This window comes from Mesorhizobium sp. 1B3, from assembly GCF_050958605.1.
Taxonomy (GTDB): domain Bacteria; phylum Pseudomonadota; class Alphaproteobacteria; order Rhizobiales; family Rhizobiaceae.
Map to the genome: position 1 here is coordinate 54,130 of NZ_JBJHDO010000018.1, position 16,435 is coordinate 70,564.

Consider the following 16,435-nt stretch of genomic DNA (forward strand, 5'->3'; position numbering starts at 1 on the left):
CCCCTTTATCCGGCCGAGGCGGCGGTGGAAATGCCCTATTGCCGGGCTTCCTCGAACCAGGCGACGAGAAGCGCGCGCTCTTGCGCACTGATCTGGGTAACGTTGCCCGGGGGCATGGCATGGCTGCGGCCGGCCTGCAGATAGATCTCGCGAGCGTGGTCGGCGATATCGGCATCGTTGTCGAGCACCACCCCCTTCGGCGCGAAATAAACGCCCTCATAGGAAGGCTCCATTGCGTGGCACATGGCGCAGCGCCCCATCACCGTGTCGCGCACAGCCGGGAAATGGGCCGACGCCGTGAAGACCTGAGCGGCAGCTGCGGCCTTCGGCTCCCCGGTCAATACCTTCGGCACCGTCGACAGCCAGATGATGACGATGAACAGGACGGCGGCGACCAGCCAGGTCCAGGTCGGGTTGCCTTTGCGCGCATGCACCGTGTTGAAATAATGCCGGATCATCACGCCTATGATGAAGACCAGCGACGCGATCACCCAGTTGAATTCCGTGCCGAAGGCCAGCGGATAGTGGTTCGACAGCATCAGGAACAGGACGGGCAGCGTCAGGTAGTTGTTATGCAGCGAACGCTGCTTGGCCTGCGCGCCGAGGACTGGATCGGGCCTGCGTCCGGCGATCAGGTCGGCCACCACCTTCTTCTGGTTCGGGATGATGATGAAGAAGACGTTCGCCGACATGATCGTGGCGGTGAAGGCGCCGAGATGCAGGAAGGCGGCGCGGCCGGTGAAGAGCTGCGTATAGCCCCAGCTCATGAACACCAGAACCGCATAGAGCACCAGCATCAGGCCGGTATCGCTCTTGCCGAGCGGCGATTTGCAGAGACGATCGTAGATGATCCAGCCGACCGCGATCGAGGCCATCGAGATGCCTATTGCAGTCGGGGCCGAGACGTCGAGCACGTTGCGGTCGATCAGGAAGAGGTCGGCCCCGGCGTAGTAGACGACAGCGAGCAGCGCAAATCCCGTCAGCCAGGTGGAATAGGCCTCCCATTTGAACCAGGTCAGATGCTCGGGCATGTGGGCCGGCGCGACCAGATATTTCTGGACGTGGTAGAAGCCGCCCCCGTGCACCTGCCACTCTTCGCCATGGGCGCCTTCGGGAAGGCCGGAATGTCTGCGCAAGCCGAGGTCGAGCGCGACGAAATAGAAGGATGAGCCGATCCAGGCGATGCCGGTGATGACGTGCAGCCAACGCACGGCGAAGCTCAGCCAGTCCCAGGTGATCGCCAAATCCAGCATGCAGTGAAATCCTCGTCCCTCGACCGTCGAACTCTACGTGCCTTCAACCAAACGGAAAGGCCGCGACTGCGCGATCACTTTCAAAAAAAAATGTAAAATGCTACTCGAAGAGGACCAGCCTACGGAACCTGACGACGCATGGCCTATCTCGACAATATCGCCGTATTTGTTCGTGTGGTCGAGCTGGGCAATCTCTCTGCCGCAGGCCGTGACATGCGCATTTCGCCGGCCGTGGCGTCCAATCGCATCAAGGAGTTGGAAAAGCATCTCGGCGTGCGTCTTTTCAACCGCACGACGCGGCAATTGATGCCGACCGAGCATGGCACGGTGTTCTATTCCGGCGCCAAGCAGGTGCTCGACGCAATCATCGAGGCCGAGGCCGCCGTCAGCGCCTTGTCCGGCCAGCCCCGCGGCACGATTCGGGTCACCGCTCCGCTCGGGCTCGGCCGCCGCTTCATTGCTTCCGGCATCCCCGATTTCCACGACAAATATCCCGACATCGAGGTCCGCCTGCGACTCTCCGACCACAATGTCGACATCCTCAGGGAGGGGATCGACGTCGCTTTCCGGCTGGGCCTCATCGAGGATTCCAGCCTCAGGATGCGCGGCATCATGGAATGCGAGCGTGTGCTGGTCGCTTCCCCAAAGTATCTCGAGGCGCGCGGCGAGCCGGCGGAGCCGGCGGAGCTCGTCACCAAGCACGATTGCCTGATGCTGCGCTTTCCCGGTGCGAAGGAACATTACTGGACGTTGAGGACCCCAGGCGGGCCGGCCAAGTTCGAGGTCCACGGCCCTTTCGATTCCGACGACGGCGACGTGATCACAGGCTGGGCGCTGGCCGGTCGGGGCATCGTGAACAAGCCGCGTTTCGAGGTGGAGCCTTTTATTCGCGATCGGCGGCTGAAGGTGATCCTCAAGGACACGCCACCGACCCCGGTGCAGTTCGCGGCCGTCTATCCGCACAAGAAATTGCAGGATCCCAAGGTGCGTCTCCTGCTCGATTTTATGGCCGATCGCTGCCAGCGGCTGATAAGGGATATTTTGGCTGGGAAGTGAGCGGTCCGGTGCGGGATGCCTAAGGCGTGTCGCTGGCAATCGCTTCAGGTTTTTGTTTTTGCGCATTCTCGCGACGCCGACCGAATCCGGTCGGCTGCGAAATGCTCTAAGCTATCCGACCGGAGCGTGAGAGCGCTGCCATGATCTCCGCCGCCGCGAGCGCGGCGATCACGGCCGGCCGCTTGTCCTTCACGGCATCGCCGCCAATGGGCGAGACGAGGCGGGCGAAGGTTTCCTCGCCGCCGCCTGCAGTTTTGAGATACCAGCTTCTGAACGTCGCCTTCTTGGTCCTGGAGCCGATCATGCCGACATAGGCTGCATCGTCGCGCTTCAGAGCCTCCGCCACGATGAGGAAATCGAGGGCGTGGTCGTGGGTAAGAACCACGAAAGCGGCGCCGGCCGGCGCATCCCTCACCATTTCCTCGGGAACCGGCGTCAGCCGTGTTGCGACCTCTTCAGGCATGCCCTCCAACGCTTCGGCGCGCGTCTCGACGACGGTCGTTTCGACGGGGAGAAGCGAGAAAGCCGCCGCGAGCGCATGCCCGACATGGCCGCCGCCGAACATATAGACATGAGGACGGCGCGCATCCTCGGCTTCGGCGATAGCGGTCAACTCGTCCCTAAGCGCCTTGTCGACCGGCCTGATGCCGACGGCCACGCGGCCGCCGCAGCATTGGCCGATCTCCGGTCCGAGCGGAATGTCGAGTGTGACCGGGTGGCTTGGCGCCGCATCTTTGAGCAGCGCCCGCGCTCGATCGATCGACATGAATTCGAGCTGCCCACCACCGATCGTGCCGTAAATGGCGGTGGGCGAGACCAGCATCCAGGTCCCCTTCTCGCGCGGCGTCGAGCCCTTGGCCTCAGTCACCTCCACGAGCGCCGTAGCGGGCGAGGCTGCGAAGAAGGCGTGGAGGGCGCCGGCGGTCGTCATGGCGAGCATCGTCCGTCTCGCGCGCTACGTTGCCCCCCTCTGTCCTGCCGGACATCTCCCCCACAAGGGGGGAGATTGGCCTTCATGTTCGCTTTCGCCAATCGTCTGCGTTGCAGAACAAGTGCCGTCGTTGACAACAGCCAATCTCCCCCCTTGAGGGGGAGATGTCCGGCAGGACAGAGGGGGGTGCGAAGGAGTGCAGCCATCTCAAACAGATAAACCCGACAACCGCCCCGCACTACTTCCTCGCCTCCGCGCGCAGGCACTCAAGCGCCATCAGCACGCGTTCCGGGGTGGCTGGCGCGTCGAGGCGCGGGCAGATCTTGTGATCGGCCACGCTCGCCACGGCATCGGACAAAGCGTGCAGCACCGACATGGCCAGCATGAAGGGCGGCTCGCCCACGGCCTTGGAACGGTGGATGGTCGGCACGTGCGCCTCCGGCCAGTCGGCCAGCGTCACGTTGAAGATCTTCGGCCGGTCCGACGCGAGCGGGATCTTGTAGGTCGAGGGCGCGTGGGTCCTCAGCCTACCCTTCTCGTCCCACCAGAGTTCTTCCGTGGTGAGCCAGCCCATGCCCTGGACGAAGCCGCCTTCGACCTGCCCGAGATCGATGGCGCGGTTCAACGAGCGGCCGGTCTCGTGGAGAATATCGGTCCGCTCGACCATGTATTCGCCGGTCAGCGTGTCGACCGAAACTTCCGAGCAGGACGCGCCATAGGCGAAATAATAGAAAGGATGGCCCTCGCCCGTGTCGCGGTTCCAATGGATCTTCGGGGTCTTGTAGAAGCCGGCCGCCGAAAGCTGGATGCGAGCGAGATAGGCCTGTTTCACCAGGTCGTCGAACGCGATCTCCTGATTGCCGACGCGCACCCGGTTGGGCAGAAACACGATCTGGTCGGCGGGAACCTGATATTTGTCGGCGGCGAAGTCGGCGAGGCGCCTGCGAATCTGGCGCGCCGCATCTCTCGCGGCCATCCCGTTGAGATCCGATCCGGAGGAAGCAGCCGTCGCCGACGTATTCGGCACTTTTCCGGTCGTCGTGGCGGTGATCTTCACCCGGTCGAGGTCGATCTGGAACTCTTCGGCCACGACCTGCGCGACCTTGACGTAGAGCCCCTGCCCCATCTCCGTGCCGCCATGGTTCAGATGCACGGAGCCATCCGTGTAGACATGAACCAATGCGCCGGCCTGGTTGAAATGGGTCGCCGTGAACGAGATCCCGAACTTCACCGGCGTCAGCGCCAGGCCGCGCTTGATGAAGCGGCTGTTGTTGTTGAAGGACTGGATCTGCCTGCGCCTCCTCGCATAGTCCGAGCTTTCCTCGAGCTCAGCCACGATCCGATGAATGATATTGTCCTCGACCGTCTGGTGGTACGGTGTGACATTGCGATCGCCGGTGCCGTAGAAGTTCCGTTTGCGGATTTCGAGCGGGTCCTTACCCGTGGCGAAGGCCACCTCGTCGATGACACGCTCGGCGCCCACCATCCCCTGCGGTCCGCCGAATCCTCTGAACGCCGTATTTGACACCGTGTTGGTGTAAAGCGGTGCCGAGCGCGCATGGACGGCCGGATAGAAATAGGTGTTGTCGCAATGGAACAGGGCCCGGTCGGTCACCGGACCGGAAAGGTCCGACGAGAAGCCGCAGCGCGCCGCGTAGGTGTAGTCGACGCCGAGGATCGTGCCCTCGTCGTCGAAGCCCACCTCATAATCCACCACGAAGTCGTGCCGCTTGCCGGTTGCGGTCATGTCGTCGTCGCGGTCCGGCCTCAATTTCACCGGCCGGCGGAGCTTCTTGGCCGCGATGGCAGCGACCGCGGCGAACTGGTTCGACTGCGTTTCCTTGCCGCCGAAGCCGCCGCCCATGCGCCGAACCTCGATGGTCACGGCATGGCTCGGCACGCCGAGCGCATGGGCCACCATGTGCTGCACCTCGCTGGGGTGTTGCGTCGAGGAATAAACCGTCACGTCGCGGTCCTCGCCGGGCACGGCCAGCGCGATATGGCCTTCGAGATAGAAATGATCCTGGCCGCCGATCCGCATCCGCCCCTTCAGCCGGCGCGGCGCTTGTGCGATCGCCTGGGCGGCATCGCCGCGCCTGAGTGTCAGCGGCGGCGTGACGAGCTTGTCGTTGATGGGATCGAGCCCCTCTATCTCGATGATCGCCGGCAACTCGTCATATTCGACCACTGCGAGCCGGCAGGCGCGCCGCCCCTCCTCGCGCGTCCTGGCGACGACGGCGAAGATCGGCTGCCCGTGGAATTGGACCCTGCCTTCGGCAAGCACCGGCTCGTCATCGCGGCCGCTCGGCGAAATGTCGTTGTCACCGGGCACGTCCTCGGCGGTGAGCACCGCGACCACGCCTTTCGCCGCGCGCACGGCGGCAAGATCGAGTTTCCGGATCGTCCCGTGGGCGACGGTCGAAAGCCCGAGGCACGCATGCAGCGTGCCGGCAGGCTCCGGCATGTCGTCGATATAGACGGCCTCGCCGGTGACATGCTTATGCGCGGAATCGTGGCGCTGATCGGTGGCGACGCCGCCCCTGATTTTCGCGGCTTTCAGATCGGCGCTGGCGTGCTTGTTCATGATCTGACCCTCACGCCGGCTCGTAGCGCGACACCTGGATTGGCTCGCTCGTGCCGCTGGTTTCCGCAAGGAAACGGCGCAGCAGGTTCTTCGCCGCGAGCGCCCGGTATGCGGCGGTCGCGCGCATGTCGGTGAGCGGTGTGAAATCCTCCTCGTATCGAGGCAACGCGGCCTCGACCGTCGCTTCGTTCCATGGCCGGCCGATCAACGCCGCCTCGACCGCGGCCGCCCGTTTCGGCGTCGCCGCCATTCCGCCATAGGCAATGCGGACAGCGGCAACTGTGCCGTCACCCGCCAGCATCAGGTGAAACGCCCCGAGCGCCGACGTGATATCCTCGTCGCGGCGCTTCGACACCTTGTAGATGGCGAAATAGCTCGACTTGTTCGGCAGAGGAACACGCACCGCCTCGACGAATTCGCCGGGCTGACGGTCCTGCTTGCCATAGGCGATGAAGAAATCCTCGAGTGGGATCGTGCGGCGCGTCTTGCCCCTGCGCAGCGTGAGCATCGCCCCGAGAGCGATCAGGGGCGGCGGCGTATCGCCGATCGGCGAACCATTGGCGATGTTGCCGCCGATCGTCCCCATATTGCGGACCTGGTCGCCGCCGATGCGGTCGATGAGGGCCCCGAGCGCCGGGATCCTTCCCGACAACGCGGCAAAGGCTTCGGTGTAGGTCACGCCCGCGCCGATCGTCACCACACCGTTCTCCTCGGAGATGGTCCGCAATTCGTCGAGCCCGCCGATGAAGACGGCCGGCGAGATCGAGCGCATGAACTTCGTCACCCAAAGGCCGACATCGGTCGAGCCCGCGACGACGGTCGCCTTGGGCTCGGCCTCCAGCACCGTGGCGAAATCGTCGACATCAGCCGGCACGACGAGGCGTCGTTCGCCCGTGCCAATCTCGACGCGCGCACCATCCGCGAGCGCTGCGAGCCGCGACCCGACCGCCTGGCGCTCGGCGGCCAGCGGGTCCTTCTCGGTGTCGCCGTAGCTGGAGACGGCGCGCGCGGCGCGGATGATCGCCTCGTAGCCCGTGCAGCGGCAGAGATTGCCCTGCAGCGCCTTTTCTATCGCCTGATCGGATGGCCGAGGATTCTCCATCCACAAAGCATAGAGCGACATGACGATGCCCGGCGTGCAGAAGCCGCATTGCGAGCCGTGGAAATCGACCATCGCCTGCTGGACGGGATGGAGCTTTCCGTCGGCGCCCTTCAGGTGCTCGATGGTCACCACATGGGTGCGGTCGAGCGAGCCGAGGAAGCGGATGCAGGAATTGACGCCTTCATAAACGAGCTTGCCGCCGACAAGCTTGCCGACCAGTACGGTACAGGCGCCGCAATCGCCCTCGGCGCACCCTTCCTTGCTGCCACGCAGCGAGCGGCGCAGGCGCAGGAAATCGAGCAGCGTCTCGTCAGGCGCGACGTCGGTCAACGCAACATCTTCGCCATTCAGGATAAAATGCAGCTCGTTACGGATCTTGGCCATGGCTCAGCTCCCGCGATACGTCGAGTAGCCATAGGGCGAGAGGAGCAGCGGCACGTGGTAGTGAGCCCCTTCCGCCATACCGAAGCGGATCGGCACCACATCCAGGAAGGCCGGCGACGGCAAGTCGACACCCTGGCCGCGCAGATAGTCTCCGGCGGCGAAGACGAGCTCGTATTCGCCTGGCTTGAACTCGGCCCCCTGCAGCAGCGGCGCGTCGCAGCGCCCGTCGTCGTTGGTCGATACCGTCTTCAGATGTGTGCGGGTTTCGCCCTGCAGCCGATAGAGCGCAATGGAAAGTCCCGCCGCCGGCTTGCCCGACGCGGTGTCCAGCACATGGGTCGTCAGGCGCCCGCTCTTCTCCGTCGACATTCAGCCTCCCCATTTCAATCGCGAACGGTCAATCTTGCGCCATTTGGCGGCCGTGCATAAGACCCGGTGAGGCGAAGCGCCACAAAAAGACTTTCAAATTTTTTCGGGGGAATGCCCGTAGTCCCCTTTGATATCCTTCACCCTGCCTGTCGGGCATGGCCGAAACCCAGGGAATTTCATGCGTTACGTCAGAGACATGCGCGGCTACGGCGCCAATCCTCCCGATCCGAAATGGCCGGGGGATGCTCTCGTCGCCGTGCAGTTCGTGGTGAACTACGAGGAAGGCGGCGAGAACTGCGTGCTCCACGGCGACGCGGCGTCCGAAGCCTTTCTTTCCGAGATCGTCGGTGCCCAGCCATGGCCGAGCCTGCGCCACTGGAACATGGAATCGATCTACGAATATGGCGCCCGGGCCGGTTTCTGGCGGCTCTACCGCATATTCACCGAAGCAGGCGTACCGGCAACCTGCTACGGCGTCGCCTCGGCGCTCGCCCGCTCGCCCGACCAGGTGACGGCCATGCAGGAAGCTGGCTGGGAGATCGCCTCCCACGGCCTGAAATGGATCGACTATCGCGAGCACACGCCGGAGAGCGAACGCCGCGACATGATGGAGGCGATCCGCCTTCATGCCGAGGTCACCGGGGAACGCCCGGCGGGCTGGTATACCGGCCGCACCTCGGCAAACACGGTCCGGCTCGCGGCGGAGGAAGGCGGCTTCGCCTATATCTCCGACACCTATGACGACGATCTGCCCTATTGGCTGGACCATGACGGCCACGGCAATCCGATCGAGCCGCAGCTCATCATCCCCTATACGCTCGACGCCAACGACATGCGTTTCGCAACGCCTCAAGGTTTCAGCTCCGGCGACCAGTTCTTCTGCTATCTGAAGGACAGCTTCGACACGCTCTACGCCGAGGGCAAGGCAGGTCGCCCGCGCATGATGAGCATCGGCCTGCACTGCCGTCTGGTGGGTCGTCCCGGTCGGGCAGCCGCGCTCAGGCGCTTCATCGACTATGTAAAGAGCCACGACAATGTCTGGCTGCCGCGCCGCATCGATATCGCCCGCCACTGGCGGGAACATCATCCGTACAGGGCCCCGGGACTGCGCCCGTCGCGCATGGCCCGCGACGAGTTCGTCGCGAAATTCGGCGGCATCTTCGAGCATTCGCCATGGATCGCGGAGCGCGCCTACGAGTTGGAGCTTGGCCCGGCACATAACAGCGCGGGCGGGCTGCACAATGCGCTCTGCCGTGTGTTCCGCTCGGCCGGCGAGAGCGAACGGCTCGGCGTGCTCAAGGCGCATCCCGACCTCGCAGGCAAGCTTGCCCAGGCCAAGCGCCTAACAGCGGAATCGGCGAGCGAGCAGGCCTCGGCCGGTCTCGATGCGCTGACCGACCAGGAGCGCGAGCTCTTCTCAAAGCTGAACACCGCCTATGTGAGCACCTTCGGCTTCCCCTTCATCATCGCGGTCAGGGGAAAGACCAAGGCCGAGATCCTGGCGGCATTCGAAACGCGAATCGGCAACGACCGCGCCACCGAATTCGCGACCGCCTGCGGCCAGGTGGAGCGCATCGCGCTTCTGAGGCTTCGGGATATCCTTCCCCTCTAGGAATCTACCATGAGCTACTACGCGCCCAAGGGCGGACATCCCTCGCAGACCCAGCTGCTGACCGATCGGGCGGTGTTTACCGATGCCTACGCAGTGATCCCCAGGGGCACGATGCGCGACATCGTCACCAGTTGCCTTCCCTTTTGGGAAGGAACCCGGCTTTGGGTATTGTCGCGACCCCTGTCGGGTTTCGCGGAGACCTTCTCGCAATACATAATGGAAGTCGCGCCGGGTGGCGGCAGCGACCGCCCGGAACTGGACGATGGTGCAGAAGGCGTGCTGTTCGTCGTGGAAGGCGAGCTGACCGTCGCCATTTCAGGCAAGAAACATGTCATGCGGCCCGGGGGCTTCGGTTTCATTCCGCCGGCCAGCCGCTGGTCGGCGCGCAACGAAGGTCTCGAAACGGTTCGTTTCCACTGGATCCGCAAGGCCTATGAATTCGTCGACGGTCTCGATGCGCCCGAAGCCTTTTTCGTCAATGAGGCCGCCATCGAACCCTCGCCCATGCCGGGCACAGAGGGCAGATGGGCGACGACCCGCTTCGTCGATCCGGCCGACATGCGCCACGACATGCATGTGACGGTAGTCACGTTCCAACCGGGCGCCGTCATTCCCTTCGCCGAGACCCATGTCATGGAGCACGGCCTCTACGTCCTGGAAGGCAAGGCGGTCTACCGGCTCAACCAGGACTGGGTCGAGGTCGAGGCCGGCGACTATATGTGGCTGCGCGCCTTCTGTCCGCAGGCCTGTTACGCCGGCGGTCCCGGCCGCTTCCGCTATCTCCTTTACAAGGACGTGAACCGGCATATGAAGCTCGGCGGTGTCCGCAGGCCGGGGGCTTGAGCGCCATGCGTCGGGTCGTCGCAAAGCTCCTGACACGCGAGAACTTCACCGAATTCGGCGATGTCATCGACACCGACACCGATGCGCATTATCCGATCAACAACGGCAAGACCGAACGTTTCCACGCCCTTGCCAGACCCGAGGCCGCCGGGCCAAACGGTCATGTCCTGATCAACATCTTCAAGGGGACGCCTTACGACTTCCCGCTGAAGCTCACCATGGTCGAACGCCATCCTTATGGCAGCCAGGCTTTCATTCCGCTGTCGCCACGGCCGTTTGTGGTCGTCGTCTGCCATGACGGCCCGGATGGCCCGTCGACGCCGCACGCCTTCCTGACCAAACCCGGACAGGGCGTGAACTATCGGCGCAACCTCTGGCACGGTGTGCTCACCCCGGTTGGGGAGCCTCAGGATTTCATTGTGGTCGATCGCGGCGGCGACGGATCGAACGTCGAGGAGTTCCACTTCTCCCACCCCTATGAAATCAATTTGCCGGAGAAGTGACATGGCCGAAGCTTCGCTGATCGACCGGCTGTTCGATGTGATCGAGAAAGATATCGTGCCGAAGACGACCGAGGGCGTGGCCCGTGGCAACAAGCTGTTCGGTGCGGCGCTGCTCAGGAAGGACGACCTGTCGCTCGTCATCGCGGAGACCAACAACGAACTCGAGAATCCGCTCTGGCACGGCGAGATGCATTGCCTGAAGCGATTCTACGAGCTGCCGAAGACCGACCGGCCGGACACGAAGGACTGCATCTTCCTCAGCACGCACGAGCCCTGCTCGCTATGCCTCTCGGCCATCACCTGGGCCGGCTTCGACAACTTCTACTATCTGTTCAGCCATGAGGATTCGCGGGACTCCTTCGCGATCCCGCACGACCTGAAGATCCTGAAGGAGGTCTTCACCCTCGATCCCGGCGGCTACAACGCCGAGAACGCCTATTGGAAGAGCTATGCGATCCGCAAACTGATCCGGCAACTGCCGGCGGGCGAGCGGGAAAGGCTGGAAGGAAGGTCCCGTCGGATCGAAGAGACCTACGAACGCCTGTCGCAAGCCTATCAGTCTGGGAAAAGCGGGAATGACATCCCGTTGAATTGAGGCCATTTATCCGGCGTGTCATGCAACCGGCTCCAATGTTCAACGGACGGCTTCGCCCCTCACTGTCCTGCCGGACATCTCTCTCCGCAAGCGGGGCGAGAGACGCCGGCCGCTCGACTTTTCGCAAACCGGCAACGCTGGCGATTGCCGAAGCTGGAGACGACAGCGTCCTTCTTCCCGTCGTGACCTGTCGCATTCACACATCTGGAAAGGTGTCTTTCCTGATTGCTTGGAGGGTTTCCCCCTCTCCGTCTCGGCTTCGCCGAGCCACCTCTCCCCCACGCTGCGCGTAGGGGAGAGGAATCGTCGGCCGCACTCGGCGCCCTTCCTCTTCCCCACGAAGTGGGGGAGAGGTGGCTCGGCGAAGCCGAGACGGAGAGGGGGGCCTGCCGTCCGAGCCACGTTCATCTGCAGAAGATTGGCCGCCAAGCAACCGCGCAGGAAGTGTGAATCCAGTAGCCGTCGTGACGAGGAGAAGGTGCCGGCAGACGGATGAGGGGCCCGCCAAGAACGGCCCTGCCAGACAACCTACCCCGCATACCGCCTCAGGAACGGCATGAGATGCGCGAGCGTCTCCGTCGGGTTCTCCTCGACGACGAAGTGTCCTGCATCGATCCCGGCACCGGCAACGTCCTCGCACCAGTCGCGCCATGTGTCGAGCGGACCCGACGTTTCGCTGGGGAAGCCCATGTCACCCCACAACGCCAGCGCCGGGCAGGCGATCTTGCGATCCGCCGCCCGGTCCGCCTCGTCCGCCGCGCGATCGAAGGTCGCGCCGGCGCGGTAGTCGTTGCACATTGCGTGGATATGCGCCGGCGGGGCGAAGCTTTCGCGATAGGCGTCGAGTGCGCGCGGGTCGAAGGCAGACAGATCCTTCGCCTTCGACCAGCTCGCGATGGTGTAGTCGATCCAGGCAACGGGCGCCTTTTCGAGCAGCATTTCGGGCAATGGCGCGGGCTGCGCCAGGAACAGCCAGTGATAGGTCTTCATCGCGAAGTCCACGGTGAACTCGCGCCACATCACCGAAGTCGGCACGATGTCGAGCACGCAAAGACAGGTCGGCACCTCGGGACGGTCGAGCGCCAGGCGATAGGCCACCCGGCCGCCGCGATCGTGGCCGACCACGGCGAAGCGCGAATGGCCGAGCGAATCCATGAGCGACACCATGTCTTCAGCCATCGCGCGCTTGGAGTAGGCGGAGTTGTCCGATGTGTTGGGGGGGCAGGACGATGCGCCGTAGCCGCGCAGATCGGGCATCACGCAGGTGAATTGCTCCATGAGCGCCGGCGCGACCGCGTGCCACATCGCATGGGTCTGCGGGAAGCCGTGCAGCAGGAGCAGCGGCGGCCCCTCGCCGCCCACCAGAGCGAAGATTTCCGCCTCCTTGCCGCGGTGGCGATGTTCGCGCGTCCCGTTGAAAAGCGCTGCCATCGCGCTCAGTTCCCGGAGCGCATGGCGGCTGTGGCAAGACCGGCGCCGACCAGAAGCGTGCCGCCGGCCCGGTTGAAAACACGGATCGCGCGCGGGTTGCGCACGAACTGGCGAGCACGCGAGGCGACCAGCGCGTAGCCGAAAGCATTGGCGAAGGCGAGCGCGAGGAAGGTCGTTTCGAAGATCAGCATCTGGGTGAGGAAGGCCCCATGTCGATCGATGAACTGCGGCAGGAAGGCCACGAAGAAGGTGATGCTCTTGGGGTTGAGCGCGGTGACCAGCCAGGCATGGGCCATCATCTTCAGCGGCGGCGTCGCGTCGGTGCGGGGTTTCGCCTCCAGCGTCCCCCCAGCGCGGAAGAGCTTGATGCCGAGATAGACGAGATAGGCGGCGCCCAGCCATTTCAGAACCGTGAACACGGTGGCCGAGGCCATCAGCAGTGCGCCGATGCCGAGCATCGAAAGCGTCATGGCCGTGAAGTCACCGAGCGCCACGCCGACTGCCATCGGCAGGGCCGTACGCCAGCCTTGGCCGAGCGCATAAGAAACGACCAGCAGGATGGTGGGCCCCGGAATGATCAGCAGGATTGCGGAGGCCGCAACGAAAGCGGCCCAGGTTTCAACGGCCATGATCCTCTCCCGGACGCGGGAGGTATGAAGCTCCGTCCAGCGGGCAAAGTAAAGAGCGAAAAGGGGGCGGCCGCGACCGTGCGCCTGCCGATGTTGACAAGCCCTGCCATGAGGCGTAACGGGGGCCTGTCCTGCCGCGAAAGATCGTGGCCGGGCGTTCCGCAACAACCGAAACCGAAACGATGGACAGCTACCCTAGTCGCTTGGCGACTGTCGCATTGCGGCATGTCGCCGGCCTCGAACATCAGATCGAAAAGATCGCGTCCGGCATGTCGCGGCCGGTGGGCGTCCGTCAGGCAGGCTAGCCTGTCCGCTCACCTCCGGGTCTCTGCCGGGCCCGACATGGAGGTGAGCCATGAACAACATCTTCAATCTCGCTAGCGTTCGCGCAACCCGCGTTGTGGCACCCAAGCGCCGCCCGCTGCTCGATGCCGTCGCCAAGGTCGTGACATTTCCCGTCCGTGACCGCATGCCCGCCGACAAGGGGAACGGCTCCGAGCGGCTCGTGGCCGGCTGGCATGTCGACGATGCTACCCGCCGGCTCGTCTGCCGCTGGCGGCGGGAAAACAATGCGGAGCCCTCCAGTCCCTGCATCACCTCGTCCCGACTGTTGCGCGCGACGTTGATCGGGATCCGGTCGCGCGCCGCATAAGCCGCCGACCACTCAAAACACCTAAGGTCGAAAGAACGTCCGGTGCGACCGCACCGGCGACCGTCAATGCGTGAGCCGATGCCATGGTCAGGAAGACAGCACCCGAAGCCAAGAAGCCCTCGCTCGAGCGCGAGGTGATCTCCGCCGTCACGATCCTTTATGCGCTGATATGCGCGGCGATGCTGGCGACCCACTATCTCCAGCCGGACGGACAGGAGACGGTGACATCCTCGATGTCGCCCGCGCATGGCGGTTTCAGCACGAGCGGCGGTAGTGCCGAGGCCGGGCAGCCGCTCACCCTTGGTGCCGCCTACGACCGGCTGGCTCGGCAGGGTTATGACCGGCCGCGTGACATGCGGATCGCAGGCTTCGTCATCGAAGGCGACGCGACACGGGATGGCCAAGACGTCCGATTTTCCATCGACACGCGGACCGGCACGATCACGTCGCTTCCGGTTGTCACAGAATAGTCAACGACACGAATTGAAGGGATCGCCCCCATGGCCAACACTATCCTGCCCCGCGCTTCCTCGCTTTCTCCTGCCACCGACCTCGATCGTGTCTGGATCCGCCTGCGTGCCGACGATGCGGAAGGCATCGCCAGGATCCGCGATGCGCACGGGCTCGAATTCACCGACACGCTTCAGGGCGTCGGTGAGGACGACGATGCGATCTATCTCTCCGTGACGCTCGTCATCGCCGCGCAAGACGAGTTCCGCCAGGAAACCGTTGCCTTCGCGCTGAACGGCAACGTCGTCGTCACGGTCGAATCGCCGGATGGCTTCAAACCCTTCGATGTCGCTCGTGCCCGCTTCAAGCGACATCCCGGCCACGCGCGCTCGTCGGCCGCCGCGATGCGGCTCCTCCTGCAGGTGATGAACGACGCGGCCGCACAGTCCATCGAGCTGGTCAGCGTATCGCTGGAAGCCATGAACGACCAGATCGGCCGCATCACCAGCGGCCTGAGCGAGAACGGGCGGGAGATCGGGGTGTCCGACATCAGCGACACGATGCTGGAGCTCAACGAGCGGGAGGAGCTGGTTTCGCGCTGCCAGGAAGCCCAGCTCCTTCTCGCCAGGGCAGCGCGCTACCTGCGCATGGAGGCCGATGCGTCCGACATCGAGCTGCGGCAACTGATCGATACGCTGATCTTCGACATAGACGGGGTCAAGCAGCATGCCAGCTTCGAGCACGAGAAGGTGCGCTACCTCCAGCAATCCGTGATGACATCGCTCAACGTGAAGCAGAACCAGATCGTGAAGGTCTTCACCATCATTACTGCGGTGTTCCTGCCGCCGACTTTGGTAGCGACATTCTACGGAATGAATTTTTCGGTCATGCCGGAGCTGGCCTGGAAACATGGCTTCACCGCGACCATCATCCAGACGCTGCTCGCCGCACTCCTGCCGCTGCTCTACATCAAGCGGAAAGGGTGGCTACGGTAGGACTTCGATCCCGTCGAGATAAGCTCGGGCGATGGCACACGTGCGCCCGGGCGGATCGGCATGCCTGCCCCTACAGCGCGTCGCGTGAAAAAGGATTCACGCGACGCGCTGTGGGTTCTTGATTTAGCGCATGTCTTTCTCCCGAAACCGATGCACACTTTCGGGAGACATGCTTTAAGCTTCCATTTCCGGCGATTCAGTCTTTATCAACCATGTTTTGCGATCTCTTGTAGGGTAGCAATGTGGGATCTGTCGCGTGTCGCGTATGTCAGCCTCCTCCTCGAAACCGGGCTCCTGCTCCGATGAAGCTCCGCAACCGACCCGACGCACCGCGTTGCTCGGCATGGCTGCGCTGTCGCTGACGGGCCTGGCAGCCTGCACACGGTCGTTGGAGCTTCCGGAATTGCAGCTCGACGATGTCACGACCGGCTCGATAAGGCCGAAGATCAGCGTCGACCGGCAGGTGACGAGTCCCGACCTGATGTATGCTGCCTTCACCGATGAAGGCTTCGCCCTTCCTGCCATCCCCTATGACAAGGTGGAGCCGAAATATCGCCGCCAGATCGTTGTCGACCCGACCGGCGAAGCGCCCGGCACGATCGTCGTGCGACTGCAGGAACGTTTCCTCTATCTGGTCCAGCCCGGGGGCGACGCGATCCGTTACGGGGTCGGCATCGGGCGAGACGGCTTTCGCTGGTCGGGCCGCGCCAACATCCAATACGGCAAGAAATGGCCGACATGGACGCCGCCGCCTGAAATGATAGCGCGCAAGCCGGAATTGGTGAAATGGCGCGGCGGGCAGCCTGGTGGCCTCGACAATCCGCTGGGCGCCCGCGCGCTTTACATCTTCCAGAATGGCCAGGACACCGGCTATCGCGTCCACGGCTCGCCCGAATGGTGGACGATCGGCCAAGCCATGTCTTCAGGCTGCGTGCGGCTTATCAACCAGGACATCATCGATCTCTACAATCGCGTGAACGGGAAAACTCCGATCCTGGTGGCGTGAAGCTGGTAGAATAGTGAATGGATGACATTCACTTGCCATT

16 protein-coding genes are annotated in these 16,435 nt (G+C 63.7%); 9 read left to right on the forward strand and 7 right to left on the reverse strand.

Annotated features, from left to right (window positions below):
* Nucleotides 1-35 precede the first annotated feature (35 nt).
* Nucleotides 36-1,253, reverse strand: coding sequence for a urate hydroxylase PuuD (locus ACCO56_RS30705; protein WP_433644755.1), 1,218 nt, complete (start codon nt 1,251-1,253; stop codon nt 36-38).
* 138 nt (nt 1,254-1,391) lie between these two features.
* On the opposite strand from ACCO56_RS30705, the gene ACCO56_RS30710 reads away from it, so the two are divergent.
* Complete coding sequence (locus ACCO56_RS30710; RefSeq protein WP_433644756.1) at nt 1,392-2,309, forward strand: LysR substrate-binding domain-containing protein; 918 nt, start codon at nt 1,392-1,394, stop codon at nt 2,307-2,309.
* 106 nt (nt 2,310-2,415) lie between these two features.
* On the opposite strand, the gene xdhC is transcribed toward ACCO56_RS30710, so the two are convergent.
* The 4 genes from xdhC to uraH form a co-directional block, all read right to left on the reverse strand.
* On the reverse strand, nt 2,416-3,249 hold the full coding sequence (xdhC, locus tag ACCO56_RS30715; protein ID WP_433644757.1) for a xanthine dehydrogenase accessory protein XdhC: 834 nt from the start codon (nt 3,247-3,249) through the stop codon (nt 2,416-2,418).
* A gap of 229 nt (nt 3,250-3,478) precedes the next feature.
* Nucleotides 3,479-5,824, reverse strand: a complete 2,346-nt coding sequence (gene xdhB, locus ACCO56_RS30720) for a xanthine dehydrogenase molybdopterin binding subunit (protein WP_433644758.1) — start codon at nt 5,822-5,824, stop codon at nt 3,479-3,481.
* A 10-nt stretch (nt 5,825-5,834) separates the two neighbouring features.
* A complete protein-coding gene (xdhA, locus tag ACCO56_RS30725) occupies nt 5,835-7,310 on the reverse strand; it encodes a xanthine dehydrogenase small subunit (protein ID WP_433644759.1) in 1,476 nt (491 codons plus the stop codon).
* Between the two features lie 3 nt (nt 7,311-7,313).
* Nucleotides 7,314-7,679 (reverse strand): hydroxyisourate hydrolase, encoded by a 366-nt coding sequence (uraH, locus tag ACCO56_RS30730; protein ID WP_433644760.1) that lies wholly within the window; start codon nt 7,677-7,679, stop codon nt 7,314-7,316.
* A gap of 178 nt (nt 7,680-7,857) precedes the next feature.
* On the opposite strand from uraH, the gene puuE reads away from it, so the two are divergent.
* Genes puuE through ACCO56_RS30750 form a run of 4 tightly spaced genes read left to right on the forward strand, consistent with a single transcriptional unit; the run spans nt 7,858 to nt 11,232 of the window.
* A complete protein-coding gene (puuE, locus tag ACCO56_RS30735) occupies nt 7,858-9,291 on the forward strand; it encodes an allantoinase PuuE (RefSeq protein WP_433644761.1) in 1,434 nt (477 codons plus the stop codon).
* A gap of 9 nt (nt 9,292-9,300) precedes the next feature.
* Nucleotides 9,301-10,134: a bifunctional allantoicase/(S)-ureidoglycine aminohydrolase gene (locus tag ACCO56_RS30740; protein ID WP_433644762.1), complete on the forward strand. Its 834-nt coding sequence runs from the start codon at nt 9,301-9,303 to the stop codon at nt 10,132-10,134.
* Nucleotides 10,135-10,139: 5 nt separating this feature from the next.
* Nucleotides 10,140-10,637 (forward strand): ureidoglycolate lyase, encoded by a 498-nt coding sequence (locus ACCO56_RS30745; protein WP_433644800.1) that lies wholly within the window; start codon nt 10,140-10,142, stop codon nt 10,635-10,637.
* A 1-nt stretch (nt 10,638) separates the two neighbouring features.
* Nucleotides 10,639-11,232 (forward strand): nucleoside deaminase, encoded by a 594-nt coding sequence (locus tag ACCO56_RS30750; RefSeq protein WP_433644763.1) that lies wholly within the window; start codon nt 10,639-10,641, stop codon nt 11,230-11,232.
* Nucleotides 11,233-11,760: 528 nt separating this feature from the next.
* Here ACCO56_RS30750 and ACCO56_RS30755 read toward each other — a convergent pair.
* Both ACCO56_RS30755 and ACCO56_RS30760 read right to left on the reverse strand, forming a co-directional pair.
* Nucleotides 11,761-12,663, reverse strand: coding sequence for an alpha/beta fold hydrolase (locus ACCO56_RS30755; protein ID WP_433644764.1), 903 nt, complete (start codon nt 12,661-12,663; stop codon nt 11,761-11,763).
* A gap of 5 nt (nt 12,664-12,668) precedes the next feature.
* Nucleotides 12,669-13,292 carry a LysE family translocator gene (locus ACCO56_RS30760; RefSeq protein WP_433644765.1) on the reverse strand — a complete coding sequence of 208 codons (624 nt, stop codon included), beginning with the start codon at nt 13,290-13,292 and terminating at the stop codon, nt 12,669-12,671.
* Between the two features lie 355 nt (nt 13,293-13,647).
* On the opposite strand from ACCO56_RS30760, the gene ACCO56_RS30765 reads away from it, so the two are divergent.
* The 4 genes from ACCO56_RS30765 (at nt 13,648) to ACCO56_RS30780 (ending at nt 16,395) form a co-directional block, all read left to right on the forward strand.
* The gene (locus ACCO56_RS30765) at nt 13,648-13,944 is read left to right on the forward strand and encodes a hypothetical protein (RefSeq protein ID WP_433644766.1); all 297 of its coding nucleotides are present in this window, start codon (nt 13,648-13,650) and stop codon (nt 13,942-13,944) included.
* An 83-nt stretch (nt 13,945-14,027) separates the two neighbouring features.
* Nucleotides 14,028-14,414 carry a hypothetical protein gene (locus ACCO56_RS30770; RefSeq protein WP_433644767.1) on the forward strand — a complete coding sequence of 129 codons (387 nt, stop codon included), beginning with the start codon at nt 14,028-14,030 and terminating at the stop codon, nt 14,412-14,414.
* 30 nt (nt 14,415-14,444) lie between these two features.
* Nucleotides 14,445-15,389 (forward strand): CorA family divalent cation transporter, encoded by a 945-nt coding sequence (locus ACCO56_RS30775; RefSeq protein WP_433644768.1) that lies wholly within the window; start codon nt 14,445-14,447, stop codon nt 15,387-15,389.
* Nucleotides 15,390-15,654: 265 nt separating this feature from the next.
* A complete protein-coding gene (locus ACCO56_RS30780) occupies nt 15,655-16,395 on the forward strand; it encodes a L,D-transpeptidase (RefSeq protein ID WP_433644801.1) in 741 nt (246 codons plus the stop codon).
* The last annotated feature ends 40 nt before the right edge of the window (nt 16,396-16,435 follow it).